This window comes from Nocardia sp. CC213A, from assembly GCF_030766805.1.
In the GTDB taxonomy this organism is placed as follows: Bacteria; Actinomycetota; Actinomycetes; order Mycobacteriales; family Mycobacteriaceae; genus Nocardia; species Nocardia otitidiscaviarum.
This window is the reverse complement of the sequence record NZ_JASFXA010000007.1, coordinates 14,403-38,050: the sequence shown is the minus strand read 5'-3', so window position 1 is coordinate 38,050 and position 23,648 is coordinate 14,403. Positions and strand designations below refer to the sequence as shown.

Below are 23,648 nucleotides of genomic sequence, written 5' to 3'. Positions count from 1 at the left end.
ACTACCCGCAGACGGCCGCGGGACCGGTCCAGGTCGTCCGCGACGATCTCGCGTTCGACCTCGTCCCCCGCGAGATTCCCGCCGAGCGGTTGCACGACGCGGTGCGGGCCGCTGCCGGACAGGGGTTCGACGTGGCGGGTGCGGTGCCGGTGCGCGTCGAACTGCTCCGGATCGGCCCCGCCGACCACGCCCTCGTCCTGGTGGTGCACCACATCGCCGCCGACGGTGTCTCCCTCGCCCCGCTGGTGCGCGATCTGGTGCTCGCCTACGGCGCCCGCCGCGACGGCGGCGGCCCCGGCTGGGAGCCGCTGCCCGTGCAGTACGCCGACTACGCCCTCTGGCAGCGTGAGTTGCTCGGCGACGAGAACGACGCCGAATCCACCGCCGCCCGCCAGTTGGCCTTCTGGACCGCCGAACTCGACGACCTGCCCGCGCAGTTGGATCTGCCCGCCGACCGGCCGCGCCCGGCCGTATCCAGCTATCGGGGCGCCACGCTGGAGTTCGCCATCGACGCCGAGCTGCGCGCGGCGATCGACCGGCTGGCCATCGCCCGCGGTGCGACCCCGTTCATGGTGCTGCACGCCGCGCTGGCCGCACTGCTGGCCCGACTATCGGGTACCACCGATATCGCCATCGGCACCCCGGTCGCCGGGCGAGGTGACCGGGCGCTCGACGATCTGGTCGGCATGTTCGTCAACACCCTGGTGCTGCGCACCCGGGTAGCGCCCGGATCGTCCTTCGGCGATCTGGTCGCACACGCGCGGGAGCGGGATCTGCGCGCCTTCGCCCATCGCGACGTGCCGTTCGAGCGCCTGGTCGAAGTGCTCAATCCGGCCCGCGCCCGCAACCGGCACCCGCTGTTCCAGGTCGCGCTGTTCATGCAGAATCTCGGCACGGCCACACCCGTGCTGCCGGGTCTGGACACCGCACCGGTCGATGTCGGCTCCGATTTCGCGAAGTTCGACCTGAATCTCACGGTCTCCGAGCGCGACTCCGGCTACCGCGCCGAATTCACCTATGCCACAGATCTTTTCGACCGCCGTACGGTGCGGGAATTCGCGGCCAAGTTCCTGCGCCTGCTGAGCGCCGCCACGGCGCATCCGGACCGTCCGATCGGCGATATCGAACTCCTGGACGCGGGCGAACTCGACTACGTCACCTCGAGCTGGAACGCCACCGGGCACAAGGTCACCGAACAGTTCCTGCACGACGGCTTCGACGCCCAGCTGCGCCGCACCCCCGCCGCCGTCGCCGTGATCTCCGGGGACACCGAACTCACCTACACCGAGCTGTCCGAGCGGGCCAACCGGCTGGCCCGGCTGCTCATCGAGGCGGGCGTCGGACCGGAATCGCTGGTCGTCCTCGCCATGGCGCGTTCGGTCGAACTCGTCGTCGCCATGTACGCGGTGCTGCGCGCGGGCGGCGCGTACGTGCCCGTCGATCCGAGCCACCCGGCCGACCGCGTCGCCCATCTCCTCGCCACCGCCCGCCCGCGGGTGGTGCTGACCACCACCACCGACGACTTCCACCTTCCCGAGGGTCTCGAGGCTCCGCTGTACCGCGTCGACGACCTCGACCCCCGGGCGCACTCGGCCGCACGGATCACCGACGCCGAACGCCGCGCCCCCCTGCACCCGGACCATCCGGCCTACGTTCTGTTCACCTCCGGCTCCACCGGGGCGCCCAAGGGCGTGACCGTGAGCCACCGCGCCATCGCCAACCAGATGGCGTGGATGCACGCCGAGTACCGCGTCCGCGCCGGCGATCGCTACCTCCAGAAGACCGCCAGCACCTTCGACGTCTCGCTGTGGGGATACTTCCTGCCGCTGCGCGCGGGCGCGACCATGGTGCTCGCCGATCCCGACGGACACCGCGACGCCCGCTATCTCGCCGAAACCATCGCCCGGTACGGCATTACGCTCACCGACTTCGTCCCGTCCATGCTGGCGGTCTTCGCCACTCACGCGCGTCCGGACGAACTCGATTCGCTGCGTGAGGTTTTCGTCGCCGGGGAGGCGTTTCCCCCGGAGACCGTCGCCGCCTTCCGCGCGGTGAGCGACGCCGGACTGCACAACCTGTACGGCCCCACCGAGGCCGCTGTCACCGTCACCTACCGCGAGGTGGACGAGCCCGGCGACCAACCGGTGCCCATGGGCGAGCCGGAGTGGAACACCCGGGTGTACGTGCTGGACGCCCGGCTGCGTCCCGCGCCGATCGGCGTGCCCGGCGAGCTGTATCTCGCCGGTGCGCAATTGGCGCGCGGCTATCACGGGCGGGTCGATCTGACCGCGGATCGCTTCGTGGCCAACCCCTTCGGCAGCGGCGAACGCATGTACCGCACCGGTGACCTGGTGCGGTGGTCCGCCGAGGGAGAACTGATCTACCTGGGCCGCAGCGACTTCCAGATCAAATTCCGCGGCCAGCGTATCGAACTCGCCGATATCGAGACCGCGCTCGCCGCCGCACCCGAGGTCGCCCAGGCGGCTGTCCGGCTGATCGGCGCCGATTCCGGCGACTACCTGGCGGGCTATGTCGTCCGCACGCCCGGGGCCGAGCCCGATGTCGACCGGCTGCGCGCGGGCCTGACCCGGCGCCTGCCCGCGTACATGGTGCCCACCGTCATCGTGGAACTCGATGCCCTGCCGCTGGGTGCGAGCGGCAAACTCGACCGCCGAGCCCTGCCGGTTCCGGTGTTGGCGGCCAAGCGTTTCCGCGCACCCGTCGATGCCGTCCAGCGCTTGGTGGCGAACGTTTTCGCGGAGGTGCTGGGGCGCGAGCGCGTCGGCCTGGACGACGACTTCTTCGCTCTGGGCGGCAGTTCGCTCACCGCCACCCGGGTGACCGCCCGGATCGGCGCCGAACTGGATGCGCGGATACCGGTCCGCCTCCTCTTCGAGGCCCCCGCGGTGGGCGAATTCGCCACCGCCGTCGGCGCGCTCACCGACACCGCGCCGCGCCCGGCGCTCGCGTGCCGCGCCCGTCCCGATCGGGTGCCGCTCTCGCTGGCGCAGCAGCGGCTGTGGTTCCTCAACCGGCTGGAGAGCGAACAGGGCGGGTCCGGCCTCTACAACCTGCCCGTGGTGCTGCGCCTGCGCGGCCGTCTGGACGTGCCGGCGCTGGAGCGGGCCGTCCTGGATGTGCTGGCCCGCCACGAATCGCTGCGCACCTGCTTCCCGGATACCGAATCCGGTCCGTACCAGAGCGTGCTGGCCGCCGACGAGGTCGGGCTGAGCCTGAACCCGGTGCCGGTGGCCGCCGCCGAGGTGCCCGAGGCCGTGGCCGCCATCGTGCGCGCCCCGTTCGACGTCACCCGCGAGCCGCCGTCTCGCATCGCCCTGCTGCTCGTCGACCGGACCGAGGACACCGCACCGGCCGCCGACGAGTACCTCCTCGTCGTGGTGCTGCACCACATCGCCGGTGACGCGCTGTCCATGCCGCCCCTGGTCCGAGATCTGGTGCGCGCCTACACCGCGCGCCGCGCGAACCGGGCCCCCGACTGGGAACCGCTCGCCGTCCAGTACGCCGACTACACGCTCTGGCAGCGCGAACTGCTCGGCTCCGACACCGCCCCGGGCGATCTCGCCCGTGCGCAACTGGACTTCTGGCGCGACACCCTCGCCGATCTGCCCGCCCAGCTGCCGCTGCCCACCGACCGACCACGACCCGCGCAACCACGAAACACCGGGGGAGCGGTCGAGTTCGAGGCGGGGGGCGATGTGCTGTCCGGACTCCGGGATATCGCCCGCGCCCACGGCGCGACCCTGTTCATGGTGGTGCACGCCGCCTTCGCCGCCACCCTGTCCCGGCTCGCGGACACCGCCGACGTGGCAGTCGGCGCACCGGTCGGCGGGCGCGGTGACCGCGCACTCGACGATCTGGTCGGCATGTTCGTCAACACCCTGGTGCTGCGCACCCGAGTGGACGCCGCGCTGCCGTTCGCGGACTTCCTGACCCGCGTGCGCGATACCGATCTGGCCGCCTTCGCCCACGCCGACCTGCCGTTCGAACGCCTGGTGGACGATCTCGTCACCGACCGGTCCACCGGCGCGCACCCGCTGTTCCAGGTCATGCTCAGCGTCATCGACGACGACGCGACGGCGCGGCCCTCGCTGCCCGAGCTGACCGTCACACCCGTCGAGATCGCCGACACCACCGCGAAATTCGATCTGCACCTGGTGGCGGGCGAGCGCTCCGGCGGCTTCGGCGGCAGCCTGCGCTACGCGGACGAACTCTTCGACGCCGAGACCGCGGCGTCCTTCGCCACCCGCTTCGTCCGGGTGCTGCGCGCCGTCATCGCCGACCCGCGGGTCCGGATCGGCGATATCGACCTGCTCGGCACCGCCGAACGCGCCCTGGTGCTGGAACAGTGGAACGACACCGCGCACCCGCTGCCCGACGGCGCCACCCTGCTGTCGCCGTTCGAGGCGCGCGCCGCCCGCAGTCCCTTCGCCACCGCGGTCGTCCACCAGGGCCTGAGCATCACCTACGGTGACTTCGCCGCCCGGGTCCACCGCCTGGCGCGCCACCTGGTCGCCCAGGGCGTCGGACCGGACACCCTGGTCGCCCTGGACCTGCGGCGCTCGGTCGACCTGGTCATCGGCATGTACGCGGTGCTGGCCGCCGGTGGCGGCTACGTGCCGCTGGACCCCGACCACCCCGCCGAGCGCCGAGCCCATGTCATCGACAGCGCGGCACCCGTCTGCGTGCTGACCGCCGACGACGGCCCCGATGTCGCCGGTGTGCCCCGTATCCGGATCGACGAACTCGACACCACCGGCTACGACGACGCGCCGCTGACCGACGCGGACCGGCTGGCCCCGCTGCGCCCGCACCACATCGCCTACGTCATCTTCACCTCGGGGTCGACCGGACGTCCGAAGGGCGTGGCCGTCCCGCATGCCGCCGCCCTCAACCAGATCCGCTGGATCACCACCGAGTACCGGCTCGGCATCCACGATGTCGTGCTGCTCAAGACCCCCGCCACCTTCGACGTGTCGGTGTGGGAACTGTTCGGCCCCTTGGCGACCGGAGCCCGGCTGGTCGTGGCCGCGCCCGACGGCCACCGCGATCCCGGCTACCTGGCCGAGGTGATCGCGGCCGAGCGGGTCACCATCACCTCCTTCGTCCCGTCCATGCTCCGGGCCTTCGCCGAGGCGGCCCCGCCGCGCGCGGCCGACTCGGTGCGCGCCCTGCTGGTCGCGGGTGAGGCGTTGACCGCCGACATCGTCGCCGCGTTCCGCCGCATCGGCACCACCCCGCTGCACAACCTGTACGGCCCCACCGAATTCACCGTGCACGCCACGTCCGCGCCGGTCCCCGCCGCAGTGGACGGTCCGGTCCCGATCGGCGGACCGGTCTGGAATGCCCGTGTCTACGTGCTGGATTCCCGGCTGCGGCCCGTCGCCCCCGGGCTCGTGGGCGAGCTGTACCTCGCGGGGGCCCAGCTCGCCCGCGGCTACCTCGGCCGCGCCGACCTGACGGCGGATCGCTTCGTGGCCAACCCCTTCGACGTCGGCGAGCGCATGTACCGCACCGGCGATCTGGTGCGCTGGAACCCGGACGGCCAGCTGATCTATGTGGGCCGCAGCGATTTCCAGGTCAAACTGCGTGGACTGCGCATCGAGCTCGGCGAGATCGAGGCCGCGCTCACCGCCCAGGAGACGGTGGCCCGAGCGGTGGTCGCGGTACGCAACGACCACCCGACCGGCGATCGGCTGGTCGCCTACGTCGTCCCCGCGCGCGGGCGGTCCGCGTCAGGGGCGCGGGGTGGGCACGCGCGGCCGCGCATCCCCGGCGCGGAGCCCGAGCAGCACGTGACCCGGGCCGCGCCCACCGCGTCCGCGCCGGATGCCGCCACGCTGACAGCGGCGTTGTCGCTGTCGCTGCCCTCCTATATGGTCCCGTCGACCTTCGTCCTGCTCGACGAGCTCCCGCTGAACGCCAACGGCAAACTCGATCGCGCCGCACTGCCCGCGCCCGTCCCCGAGGAACGCGAGTTCCGCACCCCCACCGGACGTTCGGAATGCCTCGTCGCCGCGGTCTTCGCCGACGTCCTCGAACTCACCGCCCCGGTCGGCGCGGATGACGACTTCTTCGCCCTGGGCGGCAACTCGCTGATCGCCACCCGCTTGGCGGCCCGGCTCGCCAAGCGCACCGGCGTCCCCATCCCGTTGCGGACCATCTTCGACAACGCCACCGTCCGCGCCCTGGCCGCCCGGATCGACGCCGCCGAGCCGACCACCGCCGAACCCGCGGCGCTGCCGCCGGTCACCGCCCGGCACCGCGGCGACACCATCCCGCTGTCGATCGCCCAGCAGCGCATGTGGTTCCTCAACCGCTTCGACGCCCGTGGCGGCGGCTACAACATCCCCTTCGCCCTCCGCCTCACCGGCCAGCTCAATGTCTCCGCGCTGCGCAGCGCCGTCGCCGATCTCATCGCCCGCCACGAGACCCTGCGCACGCTGTACCCCGAGTACGACGGCCAGGCCACCCAGTTGATCCTGCCGCCGGACACGCGCCTGGTGGACCTGGTGGCGGAACCGGTCGCCACCGCGGAGCTCCCCGATCTGGTGGAGGCGTTGGCGCGCACCACCTTCGACGTCACCGTCGAGGTGCCGTTGCGTGTTCGCCTGCTGCGGCTCGCCGACGCCGACGAGCCCACCCACCTGCTGCTGTTCGTCATCCACCACATCGCCGCCGACGGCTGGTCCTTCGCGCCGCTCACCCGCGACCTCGCCCACGCCTACGTCGCGCGCTGTGCCGACACCGCGCCCAACAGCGCACCCCTGCCCGTGCAGTACGCGGACTTCGCGCTCTGGCAGCGCGAGGTGCTCGGCAGCGCCGACGACGCCGATTCGGTGCTGGCCCGACAGCTGGACTACTGGAGCAACCGGCTCCGCGGCGTGCCCGAGGTGCTGGCCCTGCCCACCGACCGCCCCCGCCCGGCCGTCGCGACCAACCGCGGCGGCGCGGTGAACGGCAGCCTGGACGCCGAATTGCACGCGGCCACCGTCGAATTCGCCACTGCGGCCCGCGCCACCCCGTTCATGGTGCTGCACACCGCGCTGGCCGTGCTGCTGGCCCGGCTCTCGGGCACCCGCGACATCGTCATCGGCACGCCCGTCGCCGGTCGCGGCGACGAGGCGCTCGACGACCTGGTCGGCATGTTCGTCAACACCCTGGTGCTGCGCACCGATGTCCGCCCCGACGCTACCCTCGCCGAACTGCTGGCGCAGGTGCGCGATACCGATCTGGCCGCCTTCGAACACGCCGCGGTGCCGTTCGAGCAGCTGGTCGAGGTGCTGAATCCGGCGCGCTCCCAGGCGCATGCGCCGATCTACCAGGTCGGGTTCACCCTCCAGAACCACAGCCAGCCCGAGTTCCGCCTGGCTCGCCTTGCCATCGCCGCCATCGACGCGGGGGTGCGCCCCATCCAGTTCGACCTGGACTGGACGCTCACCGACCGCTACGACGCCGCGGGCGCGCCCGCGGGCATCGACGTGCATCTGCACTATGCCGTCGACCTGTTCGACGAGGCGACGGCGCGCGACGTCCTCGCCGCCTTCGAACGGGTGCTGCGCGCCATGATCGCCGATCCGCGGTGCGCGGCAGGCGATGTGGAGCTGCTGTCGGTGGCCGAGCGGGGGCTGCTGCTGTCCGACCGCAATGCCACCGTCCGGCCGCTGCCCCGGGAAACCCTCGCCGACCTGCTCGACCGGCGGGCCGAACTCGATCCGGACGCCGTCGCCCTCCGCTTCGAGGGTGATGCGCTCACCTACGCGGAGCTGGCCGCGCGGGCGAATCGGCTGGCGCGTGGGCTGATCGCGGCGGGTGTCGGCCCGGACGACATCGTCGGCGTCACCGCGCACCGCTGCTTCGACATGGTGATCGCGCTGCACGCCGTCGTGCAGGCGGGCGCGGCCTATCTGCCGGTCGATCCGGAGCATCCGGTCGAGCGCATCGCACACGTCCTCGCCACCGCGAACACCACGCTGGTGCTGACCGTCGGCGGAGTCGACCTGCCCCCGGTCGACGGAGTGCGCTACCTGGACGTCGCCGCGGCGGAGCCGTCCGCACCGGCCGCCGGGCCGATCACCGACGCCGAGCGCCGCACCCCGCTGCGGCCCGACAATCTCGCCTACGTGCTGTTCACCTCCGGCTCCACCGGCCTGCCCAAGGGGGTGGCGACCAGCCACGCCGCCATCATGAATCAGCTGCGCTGGCTCGCGGACCGATACGGGGTCACCCGCGACGACCGGATCATGCAGCGAGCGCCGCTCACCTTCGACGTCTCGGTGTGGGAATGCTTCCTGCCCGCACTCGTCGGAGCGCCGCTGCTGATCCCGCGGCCGGGCGGCCATCAGGATCTCGACTATCTGGCCGGGCTCATGCGCGACTTCGGCGTCACCATCGCCGAACACGTGCCCTCGGTGCTGGCGGCGCTCATCGCCGAGGGACACGGCGACGCGCTGCGTTCCTTCCGCCATCTGCACACCGGCGGCGAGGCGCTGCCCGCCGAACTGCTGACCCTGCTGCGCGAACATGTCGGCGGCGCGGTGCACAACGCCTACGGACCCACCGAGGCGGCCATCTCCGCCGTCTACCACGAATTCGGCACGACCGACGCCGATTACGAGGTCCCGATCGGCCGACCCAACTGGAACACCCGCGCCTATGTGCTGGACACCCGGCTGCGCCCGGTGCCGACCGGCGTCACCGGCGAACTGTACCTGGCCGGGGCGCAGCTGGCCCGCGGCTATCAGGGGCGGGGCGCGCTCACCGCGGAACGCTTCACCGCCGACCCCTTCGGCGTGCCCGGCAGCCGCATGTACCGGACCGGCGACCTGGTGCGCTGGAACCGGGACGGTGATCTGGTGTACTTGGGCCGCAACGACTTCCAGGTCAAGCTGCGTGGCCAGCGCATCGAACTCGGTGAGATCGAGGCGGCGCTGCTGGCGTCGCCGGGCGTCGCCCACGCCGCCGTTCTGCTGGCGGAGGATACGGCGGGCACCGAATGTCTGGTCGGATACATTGCCGGAGAGGGTATTTCCGCGGATTCGGTACTGGAGCAGCTGCGCGACCGGCTGCCCGGTTACATGGTGCCCGCGCATCTGGTGGTACTGGACGACATGCCGCGCACCGCTGTCGGCAAGCTCGACCGCAAGGCGCTGCCCGCCGTCGAGTTCACCGCCACCGCCACCGCTTTCCGCGCGCCCCGAGAAGGCGCGGAGTCGGTGCTGGCGGCCCTGGTGGCGGATCTGCTGGCCAGCGGACCCATCGGTGCGGACGACGACTTCTTCGGCCGCGGCGGCAATTCGCTGCTCGCCATGCGCCTGGTGGCCCGCGCCAACGCGGCGCTCGGCTGCGATCTGAGCGTGCGCGAGGTCTTCGACGCGCCCACCGTGGCCGAATTGGCACTGCGCGCCGTCCGCTCCGACCGCCAGGCGGTGGCGTTGACGCCGCGGCCGCGTCCGGAGCGAATCCCGCTGTCCCTGGCGCAGACTCGAATGTGGCTGCTCAACCGCCTGGACCCGGGATCGCCGCTCTACAACATTCCCGCCGCCCTGCGGCTCACCGGAACCCTGGATCTCGACGCCCTGCGCGCCGCCGTCATCGATGTCATGGCACGGCACGAGGCGTTGCGCACGCTGTTTCCGGCGGACGCCGACGGCCCGCGGCAGGACATCCTGCCCGTCGCCGCGGTGCCCGCGCCCGACCTCACGCCGGTCGACGCCGCGGACCTGCCGAGCGCGGTCGCGGCCGTGGCGGGACGCGGCTTCGAGCTGCGCACCGAACTGCCGGTGCGCGTCGCCCTGCTGCGCGCCGCCCCGGACGAGCACGTACTGGTCGTGGTGACCCACCACATCGCCGCCGATGGCGTGTCCACCGGCCCGCTGGCCCGCGATCTCATGGTGGCCTACGCCGCCCGCGCCGAGGGGTCGAGTCCGTCGTGGCGGCCGCTGCCGGTGCAGTACGCCGATTTCACGCTGTGGCAGCGGGAAGCCCTCGGCGACGCCGACGATCCCACCTCGGCGCTGGCCGCCCAGATCGCCCACTGGCGAACCGAACTCGCCGGGCTGGCCCCCGTGCTGGAACTGCCGACCGACCGCCCGCGACCGCCGGTGTGGACGGGCCGGGGCGCGGCGCTGCTGTTCGAACTGTCCGCCGACACCACCGCCGCGATCGCGGAACTGGCGCGCCGCCAAGGTGTCTCGACCTTCATGGTGGTGCACGCCGCCTACGCGGTGGTGCTGGCACGCCTGGCCGGAACCGACGACGTCGCCATCGGCACCCCGATCGCCGGACGCTCCGAACAGGCCCTGGACGACCTGGTCGGCATGTTTGTCAACACCCTGGTGCTGCGGACTCCGGTGCGCTCGGATGCCACCTTCGCCCAGCTGCTCACCACCGTCCGCGAGGCCGACGTGCGGGCCTTCGCGCACGCCGACCTGCCGTTCGAGCGACTGGTGGACGAGTTGAATCCGGTGCGTTCCCAAGCGCATTCGCCGATCGTGCAAGCGCTGCTCACCTTCGAACACCGCGACGACACCGTCGTGCGGCTGCCCGGCCTGGAGGTCTCCGGCTTCCCGATCGAGAACACCGCGGCCCAATTCGACCTCGCGTTGGCCTGCACCGAGATCGCCGCCGAGGACGGCCGCACGGCGCTGTCGGTGGCGCTGCGCTATGCCACCGACCTGTTCGACGCCGCCACCGTGTCCGCCTTCGCGCAACGTTTCCAGCGGGTGCTGCGCACCGCCGTCGCCGATGCCACCGCGCGGGTCGGCGATATCGAGCTGCTCGCCCCCGAGGAACGCGAACTCCTGCTGTCCGAGCGCAATGCCACCGCGGTCGGGCTCACGGCCGGTCCCACCGACTACGCGGCGCTGACCCTGGCCTCGCTCTTCGAGGGCCAGGTCGCGCGCACGCCGGACGCGATCGCCGTGACCTACGGCAACACCAGCCTGTCGTACGCCGAGTTCGCCGCCAGGGCACGAAGACTCGCCCGCTTCCTGATCGCCGAGGGCGTCGGCCCCGATACCTTCGTGGCCCTGGACATGCGCCGCTCCCTCGACCTGGTAGTCGCCATGTACGCGGTCGTCATGGCCGGCGGCGCATACGTCCCCCTCGACCCCGACCACCCGGCCGACCGCACCCGGCACATCCTGGAAACCGCCCAGCCCCTATGCATTCTCACCACCTCCACCCCCACCTCCCCCAACGGCAACCCCACCAGTCCCGACGGCAACCGCACGACTCCCGACAGCAACCGCACCGCCCCCGACGGCGACTCTCCGTTGGTTCGCGGCGCGTCCCGGTTCTGGACTGACGGAGCGGGGGAGCGAAGCGGAGGAGCGGAGGAGGGAAGAACCGGGACCTTCAGCGCCGCGAACCCCGCCCGGAGCGCAGCGGAGGGCGAATCGAACACAGGAAGAACCGACCTCGACGGTGACCCCGTCGCCCCTGACGGCGACTCTCCGTCGGTTCGCGGCGCGTCCCGGTTCTGGACTGACGGAGCGGGGGAGCGAAGCGGAGGAGCGGAGGAGGGAAGAACCGGGACCTCCAGCGCCGCGAACCCGCCCGGAGCGGAGCGGAGGGCAGATATACACAGCCTCGACCTGTCGGTGTACGCCGACGCTCCGGTCACCGATGCCGATCGCCGCGCCCCGCTGCGGTCCGGCAACACCGCGTACGTGATCTTCACCTCCGGTTCGACCGGTCGTCCGAAGGGTGTCGCGGTCTCGCACGCCGCCATCGTCAACCGCCTGGTGTGGATGCAGTACGAGTACCGCATCGGCACCGACGACGTGGTCCTGCAGAAGACGCCGGCCACCTTCGACGTCTCGGTGTGGGAGTTCTTCTGGCCCTTGCAGATCGGCGCCCGCCTGGTGCTGGCCGCGCCGGACGGCCACCGCGATCCGGCCTATCTGACCGAACTCATCGCCCGCGAAGCCATCACCGTCGCCCACTTCGTGCCCTCCATGCTCGCCGTCTTCGTAGCCGCCCTCGACACCACCGACATCAACCCCCCAGCCACTGTCGGGAATGCCCCAGTCACTGACGGCGACGCCCCGGTGGTTCGCGGCGCGTCCCGGTTCTGGACTGAGCGGAGCGGAGGAGCGAAGCGGGGGAGCGGAGGGAGGGAAGAACCGGGACTTTCAGCGCCGCGAACCCCGCCGGAGCGAAGCGGAGGCAATCGAACACAGCGGGGGAGCGGAGGGAGGGAAGAACCGGGACTTCCAGCGCCGCGAACCCGCCGGAGCGAAGCGGAGGCAATCAAACACAGCACCCGCCCGGAGCGAAGCGGAGGGCAAATCAAACACGTGTTCGCTTCCGGTGAGGCGTTGCCGTCCCGGTCCGCGCAGCGGCTGCGGGAGTTGACCGGGGCCCGGCTGCACAATCTGTACGGTCCGACCGAGGCTGCCGTCGACGTCACGTATCACGAGGTCACCGACGCCGACGTCGATACCGTCCCGATCGGTGTTCCCGTGTTCAACACCCAGGTGTATGTGCTGGACGCCCGCCTGCGCCCGGTCCCGGCGGGTGTCGCGGGCGAGCTGTACCTCGCCGGGGACCAGCTCGCCACCGCCTATGTGGCGCGGCCCGATCTGACCTCGGATCGGTTCGTGGCCAACCCGTTCGGCGACGGCGCCCGCATGTACCGCACCGGTGACCTGGTGAGGTGGAATGCCGACGGTGAGCTGGAATACCTGGGACGCACCGACTTCCAGGTGAAGCTGCGCGGTCTGCGCATCGAACTCGGGGAGATCGAAGCCGCCCTGGGCGAGGTGGACGCCGTCACGCAGGCGGTGGTCGTGGTGCGCCGCGATCAGCGCACCGGCGATCAGCTGGTCGCCTACCTCACGGCGGCCGGTGACATCGACCCGCAGCGTGTCAAAGCCGAGGTGGCGCAGCGGCTTCCGGCGTACATGATGCCGAACGCGATCGTGGTGCTGGACGAGCTGCCGCTCAATGCCTCCGGCAAATTGGATCGCGGGGCGCTGCCCGCTCCGTCCTTCGCCGCCGAGGTCTACCGCGCCCCCGTCACCGCGGCGGAGCAGACGGTGGCCGCGGTTTTCGCCGAGGTGCTCGGCCGCGATCGGATCGGCCTGGACGACGACTTCTTCGAGCTCGGCGGCAACTCGCTCATCGCCACCCGCGTGGTGGCCCGGCTCTCGGCGGCGCTCGCGGCCGATATCGAGATGCGGGCGGTCTTCGAGGCTCCCACGGTGGCGGCACTGGCCGCGTACGCCGCCGCCCGGACCGGCACCGCCCGCGATCGTGCGCCGCTGGCTCCGGCTCCGCGGCCGGAACGGATTCCGCTGTCCCCGGCCCAGCAGCGCATCTGGCTGCTGAACCGACTCGAGACCACCGCCGCCGTCTACAACATCCCCCTGGTGGTGCGCCTGTCCGGTGCGCTCGACACCGCCGCGCTCGGAGCGGCCGTGGCCGATGTGGAGGCGCGGCACGAGGTGCTGCGCACCAGCTACCCCGACACCCCGAACGGTCCGGTGCAGCGGATTCGACCGCCGGATGCCGCGGCGGACGACCTGGTCCCGATCGACCTCGTCCCTGTCGACACCGCCCCTACGCGCCTGGCCGACGACATCGCCGCCGTCGTGGCCCCCGGCTTCGACGTCACCACCGATCCGCCGTTGCGGGTGTCGCTGCTGCGGCTGGCCGCCGACGACCACGTGCTGGTCTTCGTCGTCCATCACATCGCCGCCGACGGCTGGTCGCTGGCTCCGCTGGCCCGCGACCTGGTCACCGCCTACACGGCCCGGACCCGCGGCGCGGCTCCGGACTGGACGCCATTGCCGGTGCAGTACGCCGACTACGCCCTCTGGCAGCGCGCCCTGCTCGGCCCGGACGATGATCCCGAATCGCTGGCGGGACGGCAACTCTCGTACTGGCGGCGGCAGTTGGCCGAACTGCCGGAGGAACTGCGGCTGCCCACGGACCGCCCGCGCGGCACCAAGCCGTCCTTCCGCGGGGGCCGGTTCGCCTTCACCGTGGACGCCGAAACCCACGGCGCACTGGCGGAATTGGCGCGCGAGCACAACGCCACCCTCTTCATGGTGGTGCATGCCGCGCTGGCCGTGGTGCTGGCCCGCCTGTCCGCGAGCACCGACATCGCCATCGGCACCCCCGTGGCGGGCCGCGGCGAGGCGGCACTGGACGACCTGGTCGGCATGTTCGTCAACACCCTGGTGCTGCGCACCGACGTGCGCGGCGATGTCACCTTCCACGCCCTGCTGGACTCGGTCCGCGATACCGATATGGCGGCGTTCGCCCATGCCGACCTGCCGTTCGAGCGGCTGGTGGAGGCCGTGCGTCCGGCGCGCGCCGGCGGTCGCCATCCGTTGTTCCAGGTGGCGCTGACCTTCCAGAACTTCGCCGCGACCACCGTCGAGCTGCCCGGTGTCACCATGACCACCCTGGATGCCGCGGGTGACGACACCGCCAGATTCGACCTGTCGGTGGCCCTGCGCGACCGGGTGGCGGCCGCGGGCGCGGCCGCCGGAATCGACGGCGAGATCACCTTCGCCCGTGACCTTTTCGACGACGAGACGGTCGCGACCCTGGTGGACAGATTCCTGCGGCTGCTGGCGGCGGCCGCCGCGCATCCGGAGACGGCGGTGGGCGATCTGCCGCTGCTCTCGGCGGCCGAGCACGCCGCGTTCACCGCCGTGCCCGCCGCGACCCGTGCGGCACTGCTGCCGGAGATCGCGGGCCGCGGCGGCATTCACGGCTACGAGCGGATCGCCGTGTGCGCCGAGGGCGGCGAGATCACCTATCAGCAGTTGCACGAGGTGAGCAATCGCCTGGCCCGGCTGCTGATCTCCCGGGGCGTGGGTCCGGAGCGGCGGGTGGCGGTGGCCTTCCCGCGCTCGGCCGACGGCGTGGTCGCCGCACTGGCCGTGGCCAAGGCGGGCGGCGCGTTCGTCCCCGTCGACCCGGCCCACGCCGCCGACCGCGTGCGCTACGTCCTCACCGACGCCGCACCGGTGCTCGGCGTCACCCTCGCCGAGTTCGCGCCGGAGCTGCCCGCCGACCTGCCCTGGCTGCTGCTCGACGATCCCGCCGTGGTGGCCGAGTGCGCCCGCCACGCCGCCACCGACCTGACCGATGCCGACCGACCGTCCCCGCTGCGGGTCGACCATCCGGCCTACCTGATCTACACCTCGGGTTCCACCGGAAAGCCCAAGGGCGTCACCGTCACTCACGCGGGTCTGCGCCCTCTGGTCGATCACGCCGTGGTGCGGTACGGGCTCACCGCCGAGGACCGGATGCTCCAGATCCGCATCCCCGTCGCCGACCCGTTCGTCCTCGAATGGCTGTGCGCCTTCGCGACCGGCGCGACCCTGGTGATCGCGCCGCCGTCGGTGTACGGCGGCCCCGAACTCGCCGAGTTCATCCGCGACGTCGGGGTGACCCATGCCCTCATCCCGCCCGGCGTGCTGGCCACCATGGACCCCGCCGGACTGGACCGGCTGCGCGTCCTGCACGTCGGCGGTGACGTCAGCACCGCCGAACTGGTGGCCGCGTGGCAGCCGGGCCGCACCTACCTGAACGCCTACGGGCCCACCGAGACCACCATTGTCGCCACCTATGCCGATCTGGCCCCGGGGCGGCGCGTCGGCATCGGCGCACCGATTCCGGGCACGGCCGCGCGGGTCTTGGACGAGCGCCTCGCGCCGGTGCCGCCGGGCGTGGCGGGCGAACTGTACCTGTCCGGCCCGGGCCTCGCCCGCGGCTACCACGACGCACCCGGCCTCAGCGCCGGTCGGTTCGTTGCCGACCCGTGGGGTGCGCCCGGCTCACGCATGTACCGCACCGGCGATCTGGTGCGCCGGATGCCCGGAGCCTCCGGTAGCTGGGAGCTGGAGTACTTGGGGCGCACCGACTTCCAGGTGAAGGTTCGCGGATTCCGGGTCGAGCTCGGCGAGATCGACGCCGTGCTCGTCGCGCATCCGGCCGTGGAGCGGGTGGTGACCGTCGGCCGCGTGGATCAGCGCGGGCAGACCGTGCTGGTGTCGTATGTCGTTCTTGCCGAAGGGAATTCGGTGTATGTGACGGAGCTGCGCGACCACGCGGCCCGCAGCCTCGCGCCCTACATGGTGCCGTCCGCGATCATGGTGCTCGATGCGCTGCCGCTCACCCCGGCCGGAAAGCTCGACCGTCGGGCGCTGCCCGAACCGCGGTTCCAGGCTCGTGTGTTCCGCGCTCCGGCAACTCCGCTGGCGGAGCTGGTCGCGGCGGTGTTCGCGGAGGCGCTCGACTCGACCGATCCCATCGGCGCGGACGACGACTTCTTCGAACTCGGCGGCAATTCGCTCATCGCCACCCGGGTCACCGCCCGGCTGGGGGAGCGGTTGGGGCGTCGGGTCCCGGTGCCGACCCTCTTCGAGGCCCCGGTCGTGCACGCGCTGGCGGCCCGTCTCGTCGCGGACGACATCGCGCCCGCATTGCCCGCGCTGACCGCCGGGCCGCGTCCGGCCCGGATTCCGCTGTCCCCGGCACAGCAGCCGATGTGGCTGCTGAACCGGCTGGATCCCGAATCCCCGGCCTACAACATTCCCGCGGCGGTGCGGATTCTCGGCGAAATCGACCATGCCGCCATGCGCGCGGCCTTCGCCGACGTGGTGGCCCGACACGAGGCGCTGCGCACCGTCTTCCCGCTCGACGCCGACGGCGAGGGCCATCAGGTGGTCTTGCCGCCGCACACCGCGCTGTCGCCGGAGGTGGAGCCGGTCGTCGGTGCGGTGGCCGCACGGGTGGCCGAGATCGCCGCCGCCGGTTTCGATGTCACCACCGAGGTGCCGTTGCGGGCGGTGCTGCTGCGCGAGGCCGAGCACAGTCACGTGCTGGTGGTGGTGCTGCACCACATCATCGCCGACGGCTTCTCCATGAATCCGCTGTTGCGCGATATCGTCACCGCCTACCTCGCCCGCCGCTCCGGCGGCAGCCCGACCTGGACGCCGCTGCCGGTGCAGTACGCCGACTACACGCTGTGGCAGCACCGGGTGCTGGAAACCGTTGCGGCGGAAGAGCTCACGTTCTGGCGCGAGACCCTCGCCGGGTTGCCGGACGAACTGCCGCTGCCCACCGACCGGCCCCGCCCACCGCTGTCCTCGCGCCGCGGCGCGGTGGTGCGCGGACGGATCGGCGGCGGTGTCGGAGCCCGGCTGGACGGCGTCGCCAAGCGGCACGGTGTGACACCGTTCATGGTGTTGCACGCCGCCCTGTCGGTACTGCTGGCCCGCATGTCGGGCACCGACGACATCGCCGTCGGCACGCCGGTGGCGGGGCGCGGCGCGAGCGCACTGGACGGCATGGTCGGCATGTTCGTCAACACCCTCACGCTGCGCACCCGGATCGACCGCCCGGACCGCACCTTCGCCGAACTGCTCGCCGCGACCCGCGCGGTGGACGTGGCCGCCTTCGCCCACGCCACCGTGCCGTTCGAACGGGTGGTGGACGCCCTCGGCGTCGAACCCACCCGGGCCCGGCATCCGCTGTTCACCGTCAGCCTCAGCTATGTGAACCTGGACTCGCGCACACACGCGGTGCCCGGACTGGTGCTGGAGGGCGTCGACTTCGATGACAGCGTCGCCAAATTCGACCTCACCTTCACCATCGGGGAGACGCTCGACGCGGACGGCCACCTCCCGGTGGAACTGACCTACGCCACCGACCTCTACGACGCGTCGACGGCGGCCGAACTGCTGCGCCGCTTCGGCCGGGTGCTGGGCGCGGTCACCGCCGACCCGCGCCGCCGGGTCGGTGAGATCGAGATTCTCGCCCCCGCCGAACGCGCCGAGATTCTCGCCCGCCGCGGTCCGCGCGCCAGCGCACCGCGCACCCTGGCCGAGATCATGGTCGCGGCCGTGGCGCTGGACCCGGAGGCCACCGCCCTGGTGTACGCGGGACGGGAACTGAGCTACCGGGAACTCGACGAGCGCTCGTCCCGGCTGGCCCGACTGCTCATCCACGCCGGGCTCGGAGCGGAAGACGTCGTCGCCGTCGCCATTCCCCGGTCGATCGACTCCATGGTGGCACTGTGGGCGGTGGCGAAGGCCGGGGCGGTCTTCCTGCCGGTGGATCCCACCTATCCGGCCGGGCGCATCACCCACATGCTCACCGACTCCGGCGCGCGGATCGGCCTCACCGTCGCCGCGGCGGCGGCCGCACTGCCCGCGGGCGTCGAATGGCTGGTGCTGGACGCCGACGCGACCGCGCGACGAGTGCGGCGCCACGACTGCGCGGCCGTCACCGACGACGAACGGGTGCGCCCGGTGACCGTCGGCAATGCCGCCTGGATGATGTACACCTCCGGGTCCACCGGAAGGCCCAAGGGTGTGGTGGTCACCCACGCCGGTCTCACCGGTGTGGCCGCCCTGCACCTGGAGCGCTGCCCCACCACGGCCGCCGCCCGCGTCCTGCACCGAGCCTCGCCCAGTTTCGACGCCTCCCTCATGGAGGTGCTCATGGCGCTGCCGGTGGGTGCCACCCTGGTCATCGCGCCCGCCGATGTCTTCGGCGGTGCGGAGATGTCCGAACTCATTCGTGCCGAGCGGGTTACGCACGCACTCATCACGCCGTCGGTGCTGCACACCCTCGACGCGGACACGCTGACGGGACTGCGGCACCTGGCGGTGGGCGGCGAGGGCTTCGGCCCGGATCTGCTCCGGCGCTGGGGACGGGATCGGGAGTTGTACAACTCCTACGGCCCGACCGAGGCCACCATCACCACCCATATGAGCACCCCGCTGCGCCCCGGCGATCCGGTGGTGCTCGGCGGTCCGGCCGCCGGGCTGTCGGCCGTGGTCCTCGACCATCTGCTGCGGCCGGTGCCTGACGGGGTGACCGGCGAAATGTACCTGCGGGGACCGGGTCTGGCGCGTGGCTACCACGGCCTGCACGGTCTCACCGCGAGCCGCTTCGTGGCCGATCCGTACGGCGCGCCCGGCGAAAGGCTCTATCGCACCGGCGATCTGGTGCGCTGGACCTCGCCGGTGGTCGACGGAGGGGCTGCTCCGACGCTGGAGTATCTGGGCCGCACCGATGATCAGGTGAAGGTGCGCGGCCTGCGCATCGAGCTCGGTGAGATCGACACGGTGCTGACCGCACACCCCGCGATCGACAGCGCGGTGACCGTCGGCCACCGCGACGCCACCGGCGAGACCGCCCTGGTGTCCTATGTGGTGCCCGCCCCCGGCCACACCGTCGACGTGGATGCGCTGCGCGCCTTCGCGGCTCGTTCACTCATCGCCTACATGGTGCCCGCCGCCGTCATGGTCATCGACGCCATCCCGCTCACCCCGACCGCCAAGCTGGATCGAAAAGCCCTGCCGGAACCGGTATTCCGGGAAGCGGTCTACCGGGCTCCGGTCACCTCGAGCCAACGGAGCGTCGCCGAGGCCATGGCCGAGCTGCTGGGCCGCGCCGTCGACCGCGTCGGGCTCGACGACGATTTCTTCGCCCTCGGCGGCAATTCGCTGAGTGCGGCGAAGCTCTCGGCCCGGCTGTCCACCCGCCTCGGCGCACCCGTGGCCATGCGGACCGTCTTCGAGCATTCCACCGTCGCCGCCCTGGCGGCGGCCGTAACCGACGCCGGTCCGGCGGCGGTGGAACCGGTGCTCGCACCGCGCACCGATCACGGTCCGGTGCCGTTGTCCCCGGCCCAACAGCGCATGTGGTTCCTGAACCGTTTCGACACCGCCGGTGCGGCCACCGCCGACGGCACCGCCGCGGCGGCCTACAACATCCCGCTCGCCATCCGGCTCACCGGTGACCTGGACATCGCCGCCCTCACCGCCGCGCTGTCCGATGTGACGACCCGCCACGAAACGCTGCGCACGGTCTACCCGCTCACCGATTCCGGACCGGTGCAGGTGGTCGTGCCCGCCGAGCGGGCGCCCGTGCCGGACCTGACCCCGATCCCTCTCGCGGCGGCCGGTATCACCGCCGCCGTCACCGAATTCGTCGGCGCGCCCTTCGATGTCACCGCCGAGATCCCCGTGCGGGCGCGGCTCTACGCGGTGGCCGAGGACGACCACGTGCTCGCGGTGTCGGTGCATCACATCGCCGCCGACGGCGCCTCGCTCGCACCGCTGGCCCGCGACGTGGTGACCGCCTACGCCGCCCGCCGCGCCGGTGCGGCGCCCGCGTGGACGCCGCTGCCGGTGCAGTACGCCGACTACTCGGTGTGGCAGCGGACCCGGCTCGGCGTCGAGCACGACCCGCACTCCCTCGCGGCTCGCCAACTCCGGTTCTGGACCGAGACCCTGGCCGGTCTGCCCGACCAGCTGTCCCTGCCCACCGACCGGCCGCGTCCGGCGGTGGTCTCCACGGCCGGACGGCAGGTGGAATTCACCATCGACGCCGAAACCCACGCCCGGCTGCTGGAATTGGGACGCGCGCGCGGCGCGACGCTGTTCATGGTGGTGCACGCCGCCTTCGCGCTGCTGCTGTCGCGCCTGTCCGGCGACTCGGCGGTCGCGGTGGGCACGCCGGTGTCGGGACGCGGGGCGGACGCCCTCGACGATCTGGTCGGCATGTTCGTGAACACCCTGGTGCTGCGGGCCGATATCGATCCGGCCGTGCGCTTCACCACCCTGTTGGACCGGGTGCGCGCCACCGACCTGGCCGCGTTCTCCCATGCCGACGTGCCCTTCGAGCGGCTCGTCGAAGTGCTGAACCCGGTGCGCTCCACCGCGCGCCATCCGCTGTTCCAGGTGGGGTACTCGTTCAACAATGCGACCGGCGGTGAATTCGCCCTCGACGGGCTCACCGTGCGCCCGGTCGGATACGACACCGCGGTATCGCGTTTCGACCTGCATCTGGTGGTCGCCGACCGGTATCACGCCGACGGCGTGCCCGCCGGGCTGGACGCGGCCGTCACCTACGCGACGGCGCTGTTCGACGAGGGCACCGTCGCCGGGCTCGCCTCCCGTTTCCAGCGCCTGCTCGGCGAGATCCTCGCCCGGCCCACCGCGCCGGTGGGTGAGCTGGAGCTGCTCGCGCCCCGGGAGCGGGTCCACATCCTCGAACACTGGAACGACACCGCCGCCGCGGTGGAGGAGCGAGCCACGCTGGCTTCGCTGCTCGACACGAGCGTGGCGGCCGACCCGGACGCCGTCGCAGTGGTGGCGTGGACATCGCACGGCCGCGTGGTGCTCACCTACGCCGAACTCGGCGCGCGGGTGAATCGCCTGGCGCGGCACTTGATCTCGCTCGGCGTCGGACCCGAGACACGCGTGGCGCTGGCGCTGCGGCGCTCGGTCGATCTGGTGGTGGCCATGTACGCCGTATCGGTCGCCGGTGGTGCGTACGTGCCGGTGGACCCAGACCAGCCCGCCGAACGGACCGACTACATCCTCGAGACGGCCGCGCCGGTCTGCGTGCTCACCGACGCTTCCTATCGCACCGCGGTCGCCCCGCTGGTGCGTATCGACGATCCGGCGCTGGAAGCACTGGCGGCCGAGCCGATCACCGATGTCGACCGGCGTGCGCCGCTGTCGGCGGCCCACACCGCGTACGTGATCTTCACCTCCGGCTCCACCGGCCGCCCGAAGGGCGTGGTGGTGCCGCACGGAGCGGTGGTCAACCAGTTGCTCTGGAAGCGAGCCGAATTCGGCCTGAACGCCGCCGACGCCGTCGTGCTGAAGACGGCCGCCACCTTCGATCTGTCGGTCTGGGAGTTCTGGTCGGCCACTGTCTGCGGCGGTCGCCTGGTCATCGCCGCACCCGACGCGCACCGGGACCCCCGCGCGCTCGGCGAGCTGATGGCGCGGGAGGCGGTCACCACCCTGCACACCGTCCCCGCCCTGCTCGACGCCCTGCTCACCGATGGCCTCCCGGACACCCTGCGCCGCGTCCTCGCCATCGGTGAGACCCTGAACCCCGAACTGGCGCAACGCTTTCGGCAGAGGTATCCGGATACGGGATTGTTCAACCTGTACGGTCCCACCGAAACCGCGGTGTCGATCACGTGCCACCGCGTGAACGCCGCCGACGAGCTGTCGGTTCCCATCGGCCGCCCGGAGTGGAACAGCCGGGTCTACGTCCTGGACGCGCGCCTGCGGCCCGTTCCGGCCGGTGTCCCGGGTGAGCTCTACCTCGCGGGAGACCAGCTGGCCCGGGGCTACTTCGCACGTCCCGACCTCACCGCGGATCGCTTCGTGGCCAATCCGTTCGCCCCGGGCGAGCGCATGTACCGCACCGGCGACCTGGCGGCGTGGACCGCCGAGGGCGAACTGGAATACCGCGGCCGCACCGACTTCCAGGTGAAGATTCGCGGCTTCCGCATCGAACCGGGCGAGATCGAGGCGGCGCTGGCGGCGCTGCCCGAGGTGGCTCGGGCGGCGGTGCTGGCGAAGTCGGACCCGCACACCGGCGACCGCCTGGTCGCCTACGTGGTTCCGGCGCCGCCGCGCAGCCCGGATGTGGAACCCGCCCTGGACATCCCACGCGTACGGTCGGTGCTGGCGGCATCCCTGCCGTCCTATATGGTCCCGGCCGCCTTCGTGCTCCTGGACGAACTCCCGCGCACCGTCAACGGCAAGCTCGACCGCGAAGCGCTGCCGGACCCGACCTTCACCCCTCGCGAATACCGGGGCCCGCGAACGGATGTGGAGAATCAGATCTGCGCTGCCTTTGCCGCGGTGCTCCCCGCGGCGCGGATCGGCTTGGACGACAACTTCTTCGAACTCGGCGGCAACTCCCTGCTCGCCGTACGCTTGGCCGCCGAGCTGAGCGACGCCCTGGCCGAGCGCATTCCGGTGTCCGTCCTGTTCACCGCACCCACCCCCGGCGAACTGGCCGCCCGCCTTGTCCATCCGCATCCCGACGCCCTCGATCCGGACTCGGCCTTCTCGGTGCTCCTGCCGCTGCGCCCGAGCGGCACCGGTGCCCCGCTGTTCTGTATCCATCCCGCGGGCGGCATCGCCTGGTCCTTCGCCGGTCTGACCGCCCATCTCGATGCCGACCGTCCCATCTACGGTCTGCAATCCCCGACGCTGTCCACCGCTGCGCCCCTGCCCGATTCCATCGACACGTGGGCGGCGGAGTACGCCCGTGAGATTCGCGCCGTCCAGCCGGAAGGCCCCTACCACCTGCTCGGCTGGTCGTTGGGCGGCGTGCTGGCCCATGCGGTCGCGGTCCTGCTCCAGGACCAGGGCCAGTCCGTCGCCACCCTGGCCATGTTGGACAGCTCGCTGGCGGTCGCCGCCGACGAGCCGACCACCATTCCCGTCGCCCAGGTGCTCGGCGGACTGCTCGCCGAGCCGGGCGACCTCGACGACGCCGCACCGGCCGTCGTGGCCGAACGCCTCGCGGCACTGGGTGAACCGTTCTCCTCGCTGGGGGTGGACCGCATCGCGCGCATCATCGACGGCGGCGTGCGCTCGCTCACCCTCATCGCCGAGCACCGCCCCCGCCGCTTCAAGGGCGATCTGCTGTACTTCGCCGCCGCCGGCGACGATCCGAGCGGCGCCTCGGGTGTCTCGACCTGGTCCGACGCCATCGACGGCGTGGTGCACAACCACATCGTGCAGGCCACCCACTGGCGCATGACCGCACCGGATGCCCTCGCGCACATCAGCCGCGTGCTCAACGCGGTCCGCAGGCAAGCCGGACCGCGCTAG

Annotated in this window: 1 protein-coding gene (only partly in view); it reads left to right on the top strand. The window is 72.0% G+C overall.

Annotation, left to right across the window (positions count from 1 at the left end):
- On the top strand, nucleotides 1–23,648 hold the 3' portion of the coding sequence (locus tag QJS31_RS14575) for a non-ribosomal peptide synthase/polyketide synthase (RefSeq protein WP_306356944.1). The gene continues 2,407 nt to the left of window position 1, outside the view; 23,648 of the gene's 26,055 nt are visible here — the last part of the coding sequence; the start codon falls outside the window, past its left edge; its stop codon occupies nucleotides 23,646–23,648.